The sequence below is a fragment of the Glycomyces sp. NPDC048151 genome (assembly GCF_043202775.1).
Taxonomy (GTDB): Bacteria; Actinomycetota; Actinomycetes; order Mycobacteriales; family Micromonosporaceae; genus Glycomyces.
This window is the reverse complement of sequence record NZ_JBIDBB010000003.1, coordinates 245,924-261,022: the sequence shown is the minus strand read 5'-3', so window position 1 is coordinate 261,022 and position 15,099 is coordinate 245,924. Positions and strand designations below refer to the sequence as shown.

Genomic DNA, 15,099 nt, shown 5'->3' with positions numbered 1-15,099 from the left:
GTGTGGCTTCCCATCGTTGTGGCATAAAAAAACGGGGGCTGCCGAGGATGTCCTCCTCGGCAGCCCCGTCGCTTGTGCAGACTAGCGCGTTCCCGGGCGAACCGGGAAGGCGTGCTAGCGCTTCGAGTACTGCGGTGCCTTGCGGGCCTTCTTGAGGCCGTACTTCTTCGATTCCTTCTCGCGGGCGTCGCGGGTCAGGAACCCGGCGGCCTTGAGGGCCGGGCGGGTGTTCGGGTCGATCTCGACCAGGGCGCGGGCGATGCCGAGGCGGAGCGCGCCGGCCTGGCCGGTGGCGCCGCCGCCGTGGATGTTGACCAGGACGTCGAAGTTGTCGCCGGCCTCGACGGTCACGAAGGGCTCCGCGACGGTCTGCTGGTGGACCTTGCTCGGGAAGTAGTCCTCGAGGGTCTTGCCGTTGACGACGTACTTGCCGGTGCCGGCGACCAGGCGGACGCGGGCGATGGCGCGCTTGCGGCGGCCCACGGTCTGGATCGCGCGGTCGGCGGGGACCACGGGGATGCTCGGCACGGACGGCGCGGCGGCGACGTCGGCGGGAACCTCGGGGACCTCGACGGGGGCTTCGACAGCCTCGGGGGCCTCGACGGCTTCGGTCTCGACGACCTCGGCTTCGGTGGCCTCGGTGGCCTGGATCTCGTCACTCATGTGGATGCTCCTGTTCCGCCCGCGCCTACTGCGCGATCTTCTTGATCTCGTACGGCTTCGGCTGCTGGGCGGTGTGCGGGTGGCCGGGACCCGCGTAGACCTTCAGCTTCTTGGACACGGCGCGGCCGAGCTTGTTCTTCGGCAGCATGCCGAAGACGGCCTTCTCGACGACCTTGTGGGGGGCCTTCTCCATGAAGTCGGCGTACGACTTCTCCTTGAGACCGCCCGGGAAGCCGGAGTGGCGGTAGGCCTTCTTGGTCTGGAGCTTGTTCCGGGTCAGGACGACCTTCTCGGCGTTCACGATGATGACGTAGTCACCGGTGTCCGCGTTCGGTGCGAAGGTCGGCTTGTGCTTGCCTCGGAGCAGATCGGCAGCGTGCGTCGCGAGCCGGCCCAACACCACGTCGGTCGCGTCGATCACGAGCCACTGCGGGTCAATGTCACCCGGCTTAGGGCTGTACGTGCGCACAGGTTTACCTAGCTTTCGTTGTTGGTGTGAAACGAATCCCGCTGAGAGCGGGACCGCCTGAATCCCCGGCCTCGGTGAAACTCGCAAGCCGTGAACCGGCTCAGCCTGAGGCGTCGCACCCGCCGCGTCGCGGCCGGTGTGGGATTCGTTGGACAGCGTCTTACGCAGAAGACACTCGAACAACAGCTGCCAAGTCTACGCGGTGGTGGCGGCCCCCTTGAAGGCGGCCGCCGTGACCTCGGCTACAGCGTTTTCGCGGCGTCAGACGACGGGCGCGAGGACCTTCACCGACGGCGGCTCGGCGAGCAGTTCGGCCGAGCGCGCGAGGGACGCGGCCAGGTGGGGGCTGGCCATGTGGGCGTCGAAGGAGGCCTGGTCGGCCCATTCCTCGACGACGACCCAGGAGCGGGGGTCGTCGGGGTCGACGTAGTTGCGGTAGGAGAGGCAGCCGGGCTCGGCGAGGCTCGCTTCTGCCATCGACCGCGCCTGCTCCGCCATTTCGGGCTCCATGCCGGGTTTGGCCTTGAGGACGGCGACGACACTGATGGTGTGTGACATGTTATTCCTCTTTCTGCGGGGCGCAGAGGATCGTATGCGCGTGCGGCGCGGCCGGGCCCCGGCGCTCGGGCGGCACCCGAGCGCCGGGAGGGGTCAGCGGTCGGCCATCGGCAGGTAGACGCGGTTGCCGGAGCGGGCGAACTCCTGCGACTTCTGCAGCATCCCGGCGTTGATCTCCTCCTGGGTGGCGTCGGCCTTGTCGCCGCCGAACTGGTCGGCGATCTCGTGGCTGATCTTCATCGAGCAGAACTTCGGGCCGCACATGGAGCAGAAGTGCGCGGTCTTCGCGGGCTCGGCGGGCAGGGTCTCGTCGTGGTACTCGCGGGCCCGGTCGGGGTCGAGCGAGAGGTTGAACTGGTCCTGCCAGCGGAACTCGAAGCGGGCCTTCGAGAGCGCGTCGTCCCATTCCTGCGCCTTCGGGTGGCCCTTGGCGAGGTCGGCGGCGTGGGCGGCGATCTTGTAAGCGATCACGCCGTCCTTGACGTCCTCGCGGTTGGGCAGGCCCAGGTGCTCCTTCGGCGTCACGTAGCAGAGCATCGCGGTGCCGAACCAGCCGATCATGGCCGCGCCGATCGCGGAGGTGATGTGGTCGTAGGCGGGCGCGACGTCGGTGGTGAGCGGGCCGAGCGTGTAGAACGGGGCCTCGCCGCAGATCTCCTGCTGGAGGTCGACGTTCTCCTTGATCTTGTGCATGGGCACGTGGCCGGGGCCCTCGCACATGACCTGGACGTCGTACTCCCACGCGATGTGGGTGAGCTCGCCGAGGGTGCGCAGCTCCGCGAACTGGGCCTCGTCGTTGGCGTCGGCGATCGAGCCGGGGCGCAGGCCGTCGCCGAGGGAGAACGCGATGTCGTACTTCGCGAAGATCTCGCACAGCTCGCGGTAGTGCGTGTACAGGAAGTTCTCCTGGTGGTGGGCGAGGCACCACGCGGCCATGATCGAGCCGCCGCGCGAGACGATCCCGGTGACGCGGCGGGCCGCGAGCGGGACGTAGCGCAGGAGGACCCCGGCGTGCACCGTCATGTAGTCGACGCCCTGCTCGGCCTGCTCGATGATCGTGTCGCGGTAGATCTCCCAGGTGAGCTTGACCGGGTCGCCGTTGACCTTCTCCAGGGCCTGGTAGAGCGGGACGGTGCCGATCGGGACCGGGGAGTTCCGCATGATGTGCTCGCGAGTCTCGTGGATGTGCTTGCCGGTGGAGAGGTCCATCACGGTGTCCGCGCCCCACTTGGTGGCCCAGTTGAGCTTCTCGACCTCGGCGGCGATGGAGTCGGAGACGGCCGAGGTGCCGATGTTCGCGTTGATCTTCGTGAGGAAGTTCTTGCCGATGATCATCGGCTCGGTCTCGGGGTGGTTGACGTTCGCGGGCAGGATCGCCCGGCCCGAGGCGATCTCGGACCGCACGAACTCGGCGTCGAGGCCCTCGCGGACGGCCACGAACTCCATCTCGGGGGTGACGACGCCCTGCTTGGCGTAGTGCAGCTGGGTCGGGCAGTCGAGCTCGGCCCCGCCGTGCTCGATCCTGCTCGCGGCGGCGCCCGCGCGCTCGGCGATCCACGCCTCGCGGAGCTTCGGCAGCCCGACCTCGGGATCCGACCCGGGCCCGGACGTGTCGTAGAGGCGGATCGGCGGCTCCCCGCCGCTCAGCTCCACCTGGGTGAACGGCACCTTGATGTCGGGTCGCGGGCCTTCGGCGTAGACCTTGCTTCTGGCGTTCATGCTGTCTCCTCGTGTATCGATCGATCAGTGCTGGCCGTTCACAACCGGCGGCACCGAAATGTCAGACCCTTGTGTCAGGGTTAAAACCGGGGGCCCACAGATTTCGCAGCGCTTTCGGCGTCCCCGAGAACCGGTGCCGTTCGCGGCGATGAGCGCTTGCTGTCGTGGTCGTGTCGGCGTCTCCGAAGACCGCGCCGGACTCGGTACCCGCCAGACGGGCCCTGCGAGTCTCGCGGCACCTTCGGGAAGCGGCTTCGCCCCGAACGCAACGCGGGCCCTCCCTCGCGCAGCCCCGCAGCCCCGCAGCCCCGCAGCCCCGCAGCCCCGCAGCCCCGCAGCCCCGCAGCCCCGCAGCCCCGAGAGCATCCGTCCGCCGCGGCCCGGCGCTCGTCCTCCGCCGCTCGCCGTCGATGCCGTTGCCGCTCATAGCGCTGCGGTCCGCTTGCCGTGGTGGTGGTCGACCGGGCCCGGGCCGAGGCCGAGCCGCCATTCGGCGGCGGCCTTCAGCGCCTCCGTCACGTAGACCTTCGCGCCCGCGACCGCCTGCGGCAGCGGGTGACCGAGCGCGAGCCGGGCCGCGATCGCCGCTGCGAGCGTGCAGCCCGTGCCGTGGTCGTTGCGGGTCGCGACGCGCGGCGCGGCGAGGTCGAGCATCTGGCCGTCGCACCACAGCACGTCGACCGCGGACGACGAACCGCTCGGAGCTTCTCCGGCTACGTCGGACGCGGCCAGCGCTCCCCTAGTCACATCCGACGCGGCCGGTACTCCCCCGGCCACATTCGACGTTCCCCCGGCGTCGCCGGGCGCCCGCCCGGCGTCCGGCACCACGACAGCTCCGCCGGGTCGCCGACCACCGGTGCCCTCAGGCGGTCCCTCTTCCTGCCCGCCACCGACACTCGCCTCCGCCGCAGGACGCTCTTCGCGATGCCCGCCTTTCACGAGCACGGCCCGCGGGCCGTACGTCGCCAGCGCACGGGCGGCCTCGCGCATGTCGTCGACGGTGTCGATCTCGCGGCCGAGCAGCTGCCGGGCCTCGACCAGGTTGGGCGTCAACACGGTCGCGAGCGGTCCGAGCCGAGCCAAGTAGGCGGCCGGGTCGCCCGCGAACAGGGAGTCGCCGGTCGTCGTGACCATGACCGGGTCGACCACGAGGTTCGGCAGCCGGTCGGCCTCGCCGTACTGCGCGACGAGCGCGAGCAGCGCGTCGCCGCCGAGCATCCCGGTCTTGACGGCCTTGACCCGGAAGTCGCCGAGGACCGCGTCCAGTTGCGCTCGAACGAGATCCGCGCCGACCGCTTCGGCGGCGGTCACGCCGCGCGTGTTCTGGGCAGTGATCGCCGTGATCACGCTGGTGCCGTGGACGCGGTGCGCGGCGAACGTGTGGAGATCAGCCTGGATGCCCGCGCCGCCGCCGGAGTCGGACCCGGCGATGGTGAGGGCGACCGGCGGGCTCTGCGCGTTCGAGGGTCGCGGGCCCTGGAGTGAAGGGTGCGCGCCGTTCACAGGTCGGCCATGCCCTCGAAGCTCGACGAGGCGCTGGCCAAGTGGCGCTTGGGGATGCGTCCGGCGAGGCGGGCGGCGCGTCCGGCGTTCACGGCGTCGCGCATGGCGGCGGCCATGAGCGCGGGGTCGGCGGCGCGGGTGACGGCAGTGGCGAGGAGGACGGCCGAGCAGCCGAGTTCCATGGCGAGTGCGGCGTCGGAGGCGGTGCCGATCCCGGCGTCGCAGATGACTGGCACGTTGGCGTTCTCGCAGATCAGCGCCAGGTTGTGGGGGTTTCGGACGCCGAGGCCGGTCCCGATGGGCGCGGCCAGGGGCATGACGGCGGCGCATCCGGCGTCTTCGAGGCGGCGCGCGAGCACGGGGTCGTCGCTGGTGTAGGGCAGGACGGTGAAGCCTTCGGCGACAAGGGTTTCGGCGGCGTCGAGGAGTTCGACGGGGTCGGGGAGGAGGCTGTCCTCGTCGCCGATGACCTCGAGCTTGATCCAGTTGGTGGCGAATGCCTCACGGGCGAGTTTGGCGGTGCGCACGGCCTGTTCGGCGGTGAAGCACCCGGCGGTGTTGGGGAGGAGTTCGACGCCGCAGCGTTCGATGACGTCCAGAATGGAGCCTGAGGCGGCGGGGTCGACGCGTCGCAGCGCGACGGTGACGAGTTCGGTGCCGGAGGCGGTGATCGCCTCGGCGAGCTGCGCGTGGTTGGCCGCGCCGCCGGTGCCGAGGATGAGGCGCGAGGCGAAGGTCTTGTCGGCGATCTTGAGGTCGGCGTCGGACCTGGTGGTGGGGCGTTGTTCCATGGCTAGCCTCCTTGGGTCGCGGTGAGGACTTCGACGGCGTCGCCGTCGGCGAGCGGGTGGTGGTCCCATTCGGAGCGCGGCACGACTTCGCCGTTCAGCGCCACGGCGATCCCGCGGCGGGCGGCGGTGACGGTCGCGACGGCGTCGGCGATGGTGGCGACGTCTTCGCGCGCTTCGCCGTTGACCTCGATGTTCATGAGTCGACCTCCTGAGTCGGTGTGGGTTCGGCCACTTTGGAGTCGTGATCGGGTCCGCGCGCGCCGTTCTTGTCGGACCCTGGCGCGACCATTGGTTCGGGGGCGCCTGCGAACGGCGGCCCAGGGAGCTTCAGGCTGCCTTCGAACCGTTCTTCGTCGGCCGCGGCGCGTTGCGGCGAACCGGTCGGCCGCGGTGTTCGCGCAGGCCCGAAGCGCAGCGGGTCGAAGGCCGCCGGGGCGGCCCGGTCGTTTCCGGTGAGCAGGGCCGCGACCGCGGTGGCGGTGGCCGGGATGAGGGCGATGCCGTTGCGGTAGTGGCCGGTCGCGGCGACGGTGCGTTCGTCGAGGCGGCCGATGAGCGGCAGGTTGTCGGGGGTCCCGGGTCGGAAGCCGACGCTCACTTCGTCGAGGTGGTATTCGGCGATCTCGGGGACGAGCTCCATCGCGTGGCGCAGCAGGTCGTGGACGGCCCCGGCGGTGCCGGTGCGGCGGTCGAAGCCGCGCTCGTCGCTGGTGGCGCCGACGACGACTTCGCCGCTGTCGCGGGTCACGATGTAGATCGGGTGGCCTTTCACGAAGCCGCGCACGGTGGTTCGTGGCGTCGGCTGGTCGCCGACGGCGCGGAGGCGCAGGACCGCGCCGCGCACCGGCCGGACTGGCAGATGCCAGCGAGTGGTCGTGGAGGCCTCGTCGGGCAGCACGACGCCGCCCGCGCCCGCGCCCGCGCCCGCGCCCGCGCCCGCGCCCGCGCCCGCGCCCGCGCCCGCGCCGACAAACCTCGCCGATCCGCATCCGGCGGCGATGACCACCTGGTCCGCGTCGAGCGCCGAAAGGTCATCGACGTGTCCGGCGCGCAGATCGACCCCGGCACGCTGGGCGGCGGCCAGTAGTGCGTCATGTACTACTCGCGGATCGACGGCGCGGTCCTCCGGCGCGAGCACGCCGCCGCGCACTCGGTGGCTCAGCAGCGGTTCGACTCTGCGAGCGGCGCGCGCCGTGAGCGGCTCGACGTTCCTCGCGGTGAACCGGTAGAGCTCGGCCTGGCGGTCGACTTCGGCGCGGTCGCCGTCCTCGATGCCGACCACGAGGGTCGGCACGTCGCGGAAGCCGATCGTGAGCCCGGAGGCGGCTTCGAGTTCGCGGGCGAAGCCGGGCCAGGCGTCGGCCGATTCGGCCATGAAGGGACCGAGGGCCTCTTCCCCGTAGTGAGCTTCGGTGACGGGGGCGATCATGCCTGCGGCCACGCGCGAGGCGCCCGAACCCGGGTCGGGGTCGTGCACGACGACCTCGGCACCCGCCTGGGCGGCCCGCCACGCGACGGCGAGCCCGATCGATCCAGCGCCGACGACGGCGACGCGCATCAGCCTTCGCCCGTCCCTCGCAGGAGGCCGATTTCGGGCGAGTCGGAACCGTGAAGGCAAACGGCCGAGCGGTCGGCATCGGGCGAGCCGGATCCACCGAGACGACCGGCGGAGCGGTCTGCGGCGAACAGCGGTTCATCGCGCCCAGTCCGGTCCACCGAATCCCGGTTGCCGATCGCCGAGCCAGACCCGTCTGCGGTGCGGCGCGGCTCCTCAGGGCGCAGGTCGCCGCGGCCGAACCCATCCGCGTCGCGTCGCGATCCGACGCCGGGACTGCCGCTCTCCTCCCCAACGGCCGCAAGCAGTTCGGCCGTCGCCGCGCGCGGGTCCGCCGCCGTCGAGACCGCGCCGACCACGGCCACGCCGTGGGCTCCCGCCTCGCGGCACAGTGCGGCGCGTTCGGCGGTGATGCCGCCGATGGCGATCACCGGGAGGTCGACGGCCTCGCACACGGCGGCCAGTCCTTCGAGCCCGATCGGCTGCGGCAGACCGGATTTCGTCGTGGTGCCCCAGACGGGCCCGACGCCGAGGTACGTGGCCCCGGCCCGCCGCGCAGCCCGCGCGGATTCGGGGTCGCGGGCGGTGCCGCCGATGATCGAGGCGGCGGGGAGGACGCGCCGGGCGGCGTCGATCGGGAGGTCGTCGGCGCCGAGGTGGACGCCGTCAGCGCCGACGGCCTGCGCGATGTGCACGCGGTCGTTGACCAGGCAGAGCGCCCCGTAACGGTCGCACAGCGCGGCGATGGCGGTGGCGAGGTCGAAGGCCGCGCGGTCGGTGTAGTGGTCCTCGGGCCGGACCTGGACGAGCCGGGCCCCGGCGATCAGGGCCGCTTCGACGACGGCGATCGGGAGCGCACCGGCGGGGCCGCGGGTGTCGGTGATGACGTGAAGTCGGGGTAGACGAGTAGCGCGCATAGCTCCTTCTCCCTGCGCCAGCATGATCTGGATCAGGTTCGACGGTCGGGACTACCCAGTCCCCTCTCAGCCCGATGCATCGGACTCCCGTGGGTTTTATTCGTTTACGGCCGCTACGCTACGTCATCGCGAGCGATCCTCGCAAGGGCGGTGTCAGGAAGTGGACACCGCCCCGAAAGCGGCTACGCGCCGGTCGCGTGGTGCCGGAAGCGGTCGGCGACCTCGGTCCGGACCCGTTCGAGGCCGTCGGCGGTCTCCTCGAGCCGCCACAGCCCCATGGTGAGCCGGTGCGCCTCGCGCGGCAGCTCGGAGTGCCGGTATGTCCACTCGTACATGTCGAACAGCGGCCACCACGTGTACCCGATCACGTCGACGCCGGACGCGCGCAGGCCGTGCAGCGCGGCCACCGACTCGTCGAGCCACGCGATCCGCTCCTCGACCGAGCCGGTCACGCAGGTCTCGGTGAGCATCACCGGCGCCCCGTAACGGGCGGCGGCCTCGCGGACGAGCTCGTTCATGCCCTCGACGCCGTCGTCGCGGAACGGACGCGGGTCGCGGAATCCTCCACTGTGGAAGACTCCGGCCTCGAAGACCTCGGTTGAGTGGCGCGGGTAGTAGTTCACGCCCATGACGTCGGGCAGCACGGGCGCCTCGGCGAACCACGCGAAGTCGTCGTCGCCCCATCCGTTGGCGCGCAGGTGCTTCTCAAGTGGATGATCGGCGTCGACGCGGCCGGTGACGAGGTCCTCGACGAGGAAGACCTGCTCCTTGAGGCGGGCCGCGTGCTCGCGGTGCTCGGGCGCGTCGGTGTCGCCGACGTAGCGCATCCCGGCGTCGACGTGGACGAAGACGCCCCGGTCGCCGAGCACGTCCCGCATGGCCCGCTGGGCGAGCACGAAGCCGCGGCCGAGCTGCCCGACCATGGTGCTGAGCCCCTGCGTCCCAGAGAGATAGGGAGGCCAGTACGCGTACTCGCCGGAGAACAGCGCGTGGATCATCGGCTCGTTCACCGGCGTGTAGTCGGTGACGCCGAGGTGCAGGTAGCGCTCGGCGACCTGCGCCGAGTACTCGGCGACGAGCTTCGGGTAGTCCGGGTTCGCGAACTGGTCGTCGAGCCACAGTGGAGTCCCGTAGTGCATGAGGTCCACAATGGGTCGGAGGTTAAGCTCGGCGTACCGGTCCATGACGCGGTCGAGCCAGGCCCAGTCCCAGCGGCCGGGCTCGGGCTGGATGCGGTGCCACGGCACGCCCCAGCGCACCAGCTCCGCACCGGCCTCGACGGCGAGGCCGAGGTCGGCGTGGAACCGCTGGTAGTGCTCGGTGAGCTCGTACTCGTCGATCGGCCGCTCGCCGGGCCCGGATTGGGGCACGAAGGTGTCCTCGACACCTACGGCGAAGTGGAATCCGCCGTCGCGGTGCCAATTGGGGGAGCCGGTCATTTGAGTCCTGTCGTTGCGATGTTCTCGATGAAACGCCGCTGGATGAAGAGGAACGCGATGACGAGCGGCAGGATCGCGATCAGCGAGCCGGCCATCATCACCCCGTGCGGCACGATGCCGCTGGGTCCGGTGAGCTGCGTCAGGCCCGAGGTGATCGTGCCCATCTCCGCGTCGGTGGTGAACACCAGCGGCCACAGCAGGTCGTTCCAGTTGTTGACGAAAGTGAAGAGCCCCAAGGTGAGCAGGGCGGGAACGGCGTTCGGGAGCACGATGGACCGGAAGATCCGGAACTCCCCCGCGCCGTCGATACGCGCGGCCTGGTCGATGTCGCGCGGCAGCGCGAGGAAGAACTGGCGCAGGAAGAAGATCCCGAACGCGTCGGCGGCGCGCGGCGCGATGAGCCCGGTGTACGTGTTCACCCAGCCGAGGTCGGCCACGAGCTGGTACAGCGGGATGAGCGTGGCCTGGAACGGGATCATCAGCGTCGCGATGATGACGACGAGCAGGAGCCGCCGCCCCGTGAAGTCCAAGCGCGCCAGCGCATAGGCGGCGAGCGAGTCGAAGACCAGCGCGAAGAGCGTCACGCCCCCGGCGAACACGAAGCTGTTGCCGACGAGCCGCGCGAACGGGAGCTCGGAGGTGACGGTCTTGAGGTTGTCGAGCGTCCAGTCGTCCGGGAGCAGGCTCGGCGGGAAGGCGTTGACCTCGGCCGCGGGCTTGAACGCGGTGAGCACGATGATCGCGATCGGCAGCAGCACGACGGCGGTGACGGCGATGAACGCGATCGTCGCGAGCACGGTGGAGGGCCGGAGCTCCTTGAGTCGGTTCCTCATGCCAGGTCCTTTTCTTTGCGGCCGAAGAACACGAACTGCACGAGGCTCAGCAGCAGAGTCGCGGCGAGCAGCACGTACGACAGCGCCGAGGCGAAGCCGATGTCGAGCTTGCGGAAGCCGGACTCGTAGATCTCCATGACGAGGGTCTGGGTGCTGCCGTAGGGGCCGCCGCCGGTCATGACGTAGATCTGGTCGAAGGCCTGGAGCGCGGCGATCATCGCGAAGATGAGCACGAACGCCATCGTGTTGGACAGCAGGGGGAGCGTGACGTTGCGCAGCCTGGACCAGGCCCCCGCGCCGTCCATGCGGGCGGCCTCGTAGATCGTGGGCGGGATGTCCTGGAGTCCGGCCAGGAAGATCACGAAGTAGAAGCCGAAGAGCTTCCAGACGGCGACGAGCACGACCATGGGCATGGCCAGGTGCGGGTCCTCCAGGACGTTGCCGATCTGGATCCCGGCGCCGCGCAGCCAGTAGTTGAGCAGGCCGACCTGCGGGTCGACGAGGTAGCTCCAGGCGAACGCGGCCACGGAGAACGAGACGACGAACGGGACGAACAGGGCGGTGCGGAAGAAGCCGCGGAACGGCAGGCGCGGGTTGTTGAGCAGCAGCGCCAGGGCGAGCGCCGAGGCGACCGCGATGGGGGTGAACAGCACCGTGTAGAGCGCGGTGTTGGTGACGGCGTTGAGGATGTCGGGGTCGGTGAAGACGCCGATGTAGTTCTCGAAGCCGATGAACTCGGGTTCGCCGAAGCCGCTGGCGTCCGTGAAGGACAGCCGCAGGGCCGAGAGCATCGGCCAGATCGTGAACGCGCCCAGGATGATCAGGGCCGGGGCGAGGAACGCGGCGGCCTTGAGGCCCCGGCCGGCGGGGCTGTCGGCGCGGCGGCGTCCGCCCAGCGGTGCGGGCGGGCGGTAGCGGCGGCCCGTCGGTGGTGCGGTGTGCATGGTCTCCTTCACTCCCCTTTGGAGGGTGGGGGCGCCGAGGGGCGGCGCCCCCACCGATCGCGGTGCGCTAGCTGAGCGCGCCCTGGACGGTGTCCTGCGCTTCGGCGAGGAGCGCGGCGATGTCCTCCCCCGCGACGGCGCGCTGGGTCAGCTCGTCGACGGCGGCGAGGACGTCGACGCTGTTGACGACGCCCGGCAGGAGCGGGCGGCCGAGGTCGGCGATCTCCGTGAGGGAGGCGACGACCGGGTTTGAGTTGACCGCTTCGGCGGGCACGTCGGTGCGAAGGGGCGGCCAGCCGGAGCCGAGCGACCAGGCGGCGGCGTTCTCGTCGTTGAGGAAGAACGCGAAGAACTTCTCGGCGGCGGCGCGGACGTTGTCGTCCGCGTCGACGGTGACGGCCATGGCGACGCCGATGGCGGAGGCGGCCTGGGCGACCGGTCCGGCGGGGATCGGCGCGATGGCGTACTCGATGTTGTTCTCGGTGGCGATGGAGGCCATCCAGGGGCCGCCGATGGTCATGGCGGCCTTGCCGGCGCTGAAGAGCTCGTCGGCGCCGACGCCGTCGACGCCGGTGGGCGAGATCTTGTCGTCGACGATGGCCTTGCGCCAGTATTCGAGGGTCGCGGCGTTCTCGGGCGAGTCGATGACGGCGTCGACGACCTCGGAGACGATGTCGCCGCCGTTGCCGTAGAACAGGGAGGGCCAGAGCCCGTTGGCGACGGTGGCGTGGTCGGGCAGGACGACGCCGTACTGCTCGGGCGTGCCGTCGCCGTCTTCGTCCACGGTGAGCTTCTTGGCGGCTTCGACCCATTCGTCCCAGGTGCCCGGGAACTCGGTGACGCCGCCGGCCTCGAACAGCGCGGTGTTGTAGTAGACGGCCAGCGGCACGAAGCCGGTGGGCACGCCGTACTTGCGGCCTTCGATCTCGATCATGGCGACCGCGCCGGGGATGAGGTTCGCAGTGTTCGAGGAGTCCTCGCCGTAGAAGCCGTCGAGCTCGGCGAACGCGCCCTTGTCGGCGTAGACGGGCAGGCGCTCGGCGGGCATGGCGACGATGTCGGGCCCCTCGCCGGCGGACAGGGCCGTCAGCAGGGTGTCGTCGATGCTGGCCCAGGTCTTGACCTCGGTGTTGATCGTGATGTCCTCCTGCGAGGCGTTGAAGTCGTCGACGATGCCCTGGAGGACGTCGCCGTCGGCCTCGGTGTAGCCGTGCCAGAAGGTCAGGGTCGCGGGGCCGCCGGTCTCGCTGCCGGAGCAGCCGGTGCCGAGGAACGCGAGCGCGGCGCTGCCTGCGCCGCCGATGAGGACGGTCTTGCGTTTCATGTTCAGTTCCCTCCCAACGCGACAGCGTTGTCTTTGGTAGGTACAACGTCGAGGGGGCCCTGTACTGGGGAACCGTCTTGTACAACGTTGTAATCACGGGAATCGTACGCACGCCCGCTTCGCCGTGTCAACGGACCCCCCGGTTCGTTTCCGATCCGTTTCCGATCTGTGATCAGATCCGCGACCAGGGGCTTGACCTGCGGGCATTGATGGTCTTACGATGTCCCGCACGCATGATACAACGTTGTAAAGATTGGGAGTCCCATGCGAAGCCCTCACCTCCTCTCGTTCAGGCGGATCGGCGCGGTGCTCGCCGCCGCCGCCGTCCTCCTCACCACAGCGGCCGTCGCGGTCGGCTGGGCTCCGGCCCCCGCCGCGGCCGTGACCACCGGCAACGGCGCGCTCGTCTACGCGCCCGCGGCGGGCACCTCGTTCAACCCCGAGGGCGGCACGCCCGCCGGGACCACCTACGCCAAGATCATCGTGCTCAAGAACAGCGGCAGCGCGAACGGGACGCAGCTGGTCACGTTCGACCAGCTCGTGCTGCAGAACGGCGTGCAGGTCTACCCGATCTACCGCAGCACCAACGACGGCGCGAGCTGGACCAAGGTCGCCGACGTGAACCCGAGCCTCCAGTTCCCGGCGCTCACCCGCACCGCGCAGCCGTTCCTCTTCGAGGTCACGCAGACCACCGGCGACCTGGCCGCGGGCACGATCCTGCTGGCCGGGATGATCATGCCCGAGGACCGCTCCTCGAGCCGCCTGGTCGTGTACAAGAGCACCAACCAGGGCACGAGCTGGAGCTACCTGAGCACCATCGACTCGGGCGGCCCGGCGGTCTACGACCCGTCGCCGACCTCGACGACGACCACCGTGTGGGAGCCCTCGCTCGCGATCGACGGGAACGGCGGCCTCGCCGCGTACTTCTCCGACGAGCGCCAGAAGGCCAACGGCGTGCTGCAGGCGATCTCCTACCGCCGCTCGACCGACGGCGGCAAGACCTGGGGCTCGCTGGTGAACGTCTCGGCGCCGACCAACCAGAGCGACCGGCCCGGCATGATCACGGTGACGAAGATGCAGGACGGGCGCTACATGGCGACGTTCGAGGTCGTCAACCGGCCCAGCCAGTCGCAGAACACCGCGCCGGTCTACTACAAGATCTCGGCCGACGGCCTGAACTGGGGCACGACGACCAGTATCGGGACCCAGATCAAGCTGGCGGACGGGCGCGGCATCGGCTCGTCCCCGTACGTCAAGTGGGTGCCCACCGGCGGTCCTAAGGGGATGGTCGTGGTGGCCTCGAAGTGGTCGCTCGACGGCAGCGGCAACATCGACGGCGGCCAGAACTTCTACGTCAACTACAACCTCGGCGAGGGCCCGTGGGAGCGGCTGCCGATGGCGGTCACCTACGACGCCAGCGACACCCAGGGCGGCAGCTTCACCGGCTTCGCGCAGGGCATCGACTACAGCGCCGACGGCCGCACGCTCTACCAGGCCACGAATGTCGAGAACACCGTCTCGGACCTCAACGACATCCGGGTCGGCTCGATCCCGCTCGACGCCCAGCAGTACGAGGCCGAGAACGCGACGCTCAACGACGCGTCCCTGGTGACCCACGTGCAGGCGGCGAACGGTTCGAAGGTCGGCAACATCAACAACGCCGGCAGCTACGTGCAGTTCACGGTGAACGTGCCGACCGCCGGGACGTACACGATGAACGTCCGCTACGACAACGGGTACGGCTCGGCCGCGACCCACTCGGTGAGCGTCAACGGCGGCTCGGGCTCCTCGATCAGCTATCCGGCCACTGTGGACTGGGGCCGGTACGCGTGGGCGCAGAAGACCGTGACCTTGAACGCGGGCACGAACACGATCCGCTTCACCAAGGGCACCAACTTCGCCGAGCTCGACGCGATCCACCTGTACTCGAGCACCGCGCTCGCGCCGGTGTTCCAGCTGCAGAACCGCAACAGCTCGAAGTACCTCGAGGTACTCAGCGCGCTGACGACCGACGGCGCGGCCGTGGGCCAGTGGGGCGACACGAACAACGCGACCCAGCGGTGGACCGTCAGCGGCGGCGCCACGGTGCAGCTGACCAACCGCAACAGCGGGAAGCTCCTGGAGATCCCGTCCGCGCAGACCGCCGACGGGGTCGACGCGGTGCAGTGGGGTTCGACGGGCAGCTCGACGCAGTCGTGGAACGCCGCGACCAGCGGCGGCTGGTGGACGTTCGCGAACGCCAACAGCGGCAAGATGCTCGAGATCGATGGATGCTCCACTGCGGACGGCGCGGTGGCGCAGCAGTGGACCGCTAACGGCCTGACCTGCCAGCAGTGGCGACTCGTGAAGGAAGGCATTCAGTAAGGGGTGACCGGAGGCGGTGC

General features: G+C 70.1%; 13 protein-coding genes, 1 pseudogene and 1 riboswitch. Of the genes and pseudogenes, 1 reads left to right on the top strand and 13 read right to left on the bottom strand.

The window, feature by feature from the left end:
• Positions 1-114: 114 nt before the first annotated feature.
• The 13 genes and pseudogenes from rpsI to ACGGCP_RS07800 form a co-directional block, all read right to left on the bottom strand.
• Positions 115-663: a 30S ribosomal protein S9 gene (gene rpsI / locus ACGGCP_RS07860; protein ID WP_392962655.1), complete on the bottom strand. Its 549-nt coding sequence runs from the start codon at positions 661-663 to the stop codon at positions 115-117.
• Positions 664-688: 25 nt separating this feature from the next.
• Positions 689-1,132 carry a 50S ribosomal protein L13 gene (rplM, locus tag ACGGCP_RS07855; protein ID WP_208495357.1) on the bottom strand — a complete coding sequence of 148 codons (444 nt, stop codon included), beginning with the start codon at positions 1,130-1,132 and terminating at the stop codon, positions 689-691.
• 261 nt (positions 1,133-1,393) lie between these two features.
• Positions 1,394-1,690: a putative quinol monooxygenase gene (locus tag ACGGCP_RS07850; protein WP_392962651.1), complete on the bottom strand. Its 297-nt coding sequence runs from the start codon at positions 1,688-1,690 to the stop codon at positions 1,394-1,396.
• 93 nt (positions 1,691-1,783) lie between these two features.
• The gene (gene thiC, locus ACGGCP_RS07845; RefSeq protein WP_392962648.1) at positions 1,784-3,409 is read right to left on the bottom strand and encodes a phosphomethylpyrimidine synthase ThiC; all 1,626 of its coding nucleotides are present in this window, start codon (positions 3,407-3,409) and stop codon (positions 1,784-1,786) included.
• A 423-nt stretch (positions 3,410-3,832) separates the two neighbouring features.
• Complete coding sequence (gene thiD / locus ACGGCP_RS07840) at positions 3,833-4,912, bottom strand: bifunctional hydroxymethylpyrimidine kinase/phosphomethylpyrimidine kinase (protein ID WP_392962646.1); 1,080 nt, start codon at positions 4,910-4,912, stop codon at positions 3,833-3,835.
• Complete coding sequence (locus ACGGCP_RS07835) at positions 4,909-5,703, bottom strand: thiazole synthase (protein ID WP_392962644.1); 795 nt, start codon at positions 5,701-5,703, stop codon at positions 4,909-4,911. Before ACGGCP_RS07835 ends, thiD begins: the two co-directional genes overlap by 4 nt.
• A 2-nt stretch (positions 5,704-5,705) precedes the next feature.
• Positions 5,706-5,900 (bottom strand): sulfur carrier protein ThiS, encoded by a 195-nt coding sequence (gene thiS, locus ACGGCP_RS07830; protein ID WP_392962641.1) that lies wholly within the window; start codon positions 5,898-5,900, stop codon positions 5,706-5,708.
• Positions 5,897-7,261 carry an FAD-dependent oxidoreductase gene (locus ACGGCP_RS07825; protein ID WP_392962638.1) on the bottom strand — a complete coding sequence of 455 codons (1,365 nt, stop codon included), beginning with the start codon at positions 7,259-7,261 and terminating at the stop codon, positions 5,897-5,899. The genes thiS and ACGGCP_RS07825 overlap by 4 nt, the downstream gene beginning before the upstream one ends.
• 290 nt (positions 7,262-7,551) lie before the next feature.
• Positions 7,552-8,175 (bottom strand): annotated as a pseudogene (thiE, locus tag ACGGCP_RS07820) (thiamine phosphate synthase); the annotation flags it as partial.
• A riboswitch (TPP riboswitch) is annotated at positions 8,168-8,274 on the bottom strand. (Overlaps the previous pseudogene by 8 nt.)
• An 83-nt stretch (positions 8,275-8,357) precedes the next feature.
• On the bottom strand, positions 8,358-9,614 hold the full coding sequence (locus ACGGCP_RS07815) for a family 1 glycosylhydrolase (protein ID WP_392962636.1): 1,257 nt from the start codon (positions 9,612-9,614) through the stop codon (positions 8,358-8,360).
• Positions 9,611-10,447, bottom strand: a complete 837-nt coding sequence (locus ACGGCP_RS07810; RefSeq protein WP_392962633.1) for a carbohydrate ABC transporter permease — start codon at positions 10,445-10,447, stop codon at positions 9,611-9,613. Before ACGGCP_RS07810 ends, ACGGCP_RS07815 begins: the two co-directional genes overlap by 4 nt.
• Positions 10,444-11,391: a carbohydrate ABC transporter permease gene (locus tag ACGGCP_RS07805; RefSeq protein WP_392962631.1), complete on the bottom strand. Its 948-nt coding sequence runs from the start codon at positions 11,389-11,391 to the stop codon at positions 10,444-10,446. The genes ACGGCP_RS07810 and ACGGCP_RS07805 overlap by 4 nt, the downstream gene beginning before the upstream one ends.
• A gap of 67 nt (positions 11,392-11,458) precedes the next feature.
• On the bottom strand, positions 11,459-12,715 hold the full coding sequence (locus tag ACGGCP_RS07800; protein ID WP_392962629.1) for an ABC transporter substrate-binding protein: 1,257 nt from the start codon (positions 12,713-12,715) through the stop codon (positions 11,459-11,461).
• Positions 12,716-12,979: 264 nt separating this feature from the next.
• Between ACGGCP_RS07800 and ACGGCP_RS07795 the strand changes: the two genes are divergently transcribed.
• A complete protein-coding gene (locus tag ACGGCP_RS07795) occupies positions 12,980-15,079 on the top strand; it encodes an RICIN domain-containing protein (RefSeq protein ID WP_392962627.1) in 2,100 nt (699 codons plus the stop codon).
• Positions 15,080-15,099 lie beyond the last annotated feature (20 nt).

Bases quoted from the DNA above. Each gene is read 5' to 3' on its own strand.
- ACGGCP_RS07800 (WP_392962629.1), bottom strand. From the start codon at position 12,715: ATGAAACGCAAGACCGTCCTCATCGGCGGCGCAGGCAGCGCCGCGCTC.
- ACGGCP_RS07815 (WP_392962636.1), bottom strand. From the start codon at position 9,614: ATGACCGGCTCCCCCAATTGGCACCGCGACGGCGGATTCCACTTCGCC.
- rpsI (WP_392962655.1), bottom strand. From the start codon at position 663: ATGAGTGACGAGATCCAGGCCACCGAGGCCACCGAAGCCGAGGTCGTC.
- thiC (WP_392962648.1), bottom strand. From the start codon at position 3,409: ATGAACGCCAGAAGCAAGGTCTACGCCGAAGGCCCGCGACCCGACATC.
- ACGGCP_RS07825 (WP_392962638.1), bottom strand. From the start codon at position 7,261: ATGCGCGTCGCCGTCGTCGGCGCTGGATCGATCGGGCTCGCCGTCGCG.
- ACGGCP_RS07795 (WP_392962627.1), top strand. From the start codon at position 12,980: ATGCGAAGCCCTCACCTCCTCTCGTTCAGGCGGATCGGCGCGGTGCTC.
- ACGGCP_RS07805 (WP_392962631.1), bottom strand. From the start codon at position 11,391: ATGCACACCGCACCACCGACGGGCCGCCGCTACCGCCCGCCCGCACCG.
- ACGGCP_RS07835 (WP_392962644.1), bottom strand. From the start codon at position 5,703: ATGGAACAACGCCCCACCACCAGGTCCGACGCCGACCTCAAGATCGCC.
- ACGGCP_RS07850 (WP_392962651.1), bottom strand. From the start codon at position 1,690: ATGTCACACACCATCAGTGTCGTCGCCGTCCTCAAGGCCAAACCCGGC.
- thiS (WP_392962641.1), bottom strand. From the start codon at position 5,900: ATGAACATCGAGGTCAACGGCGAAGCGCGCGAAGACGTCGCCACCATC.
- ACGGCP_RS07810 (WP_392962633.1), bottom strand. From the start codon at position 10,447: ATGAGGAACCGACTCAAGGAGCTCCGGCCCTCCACCGTGCTCGCGACG.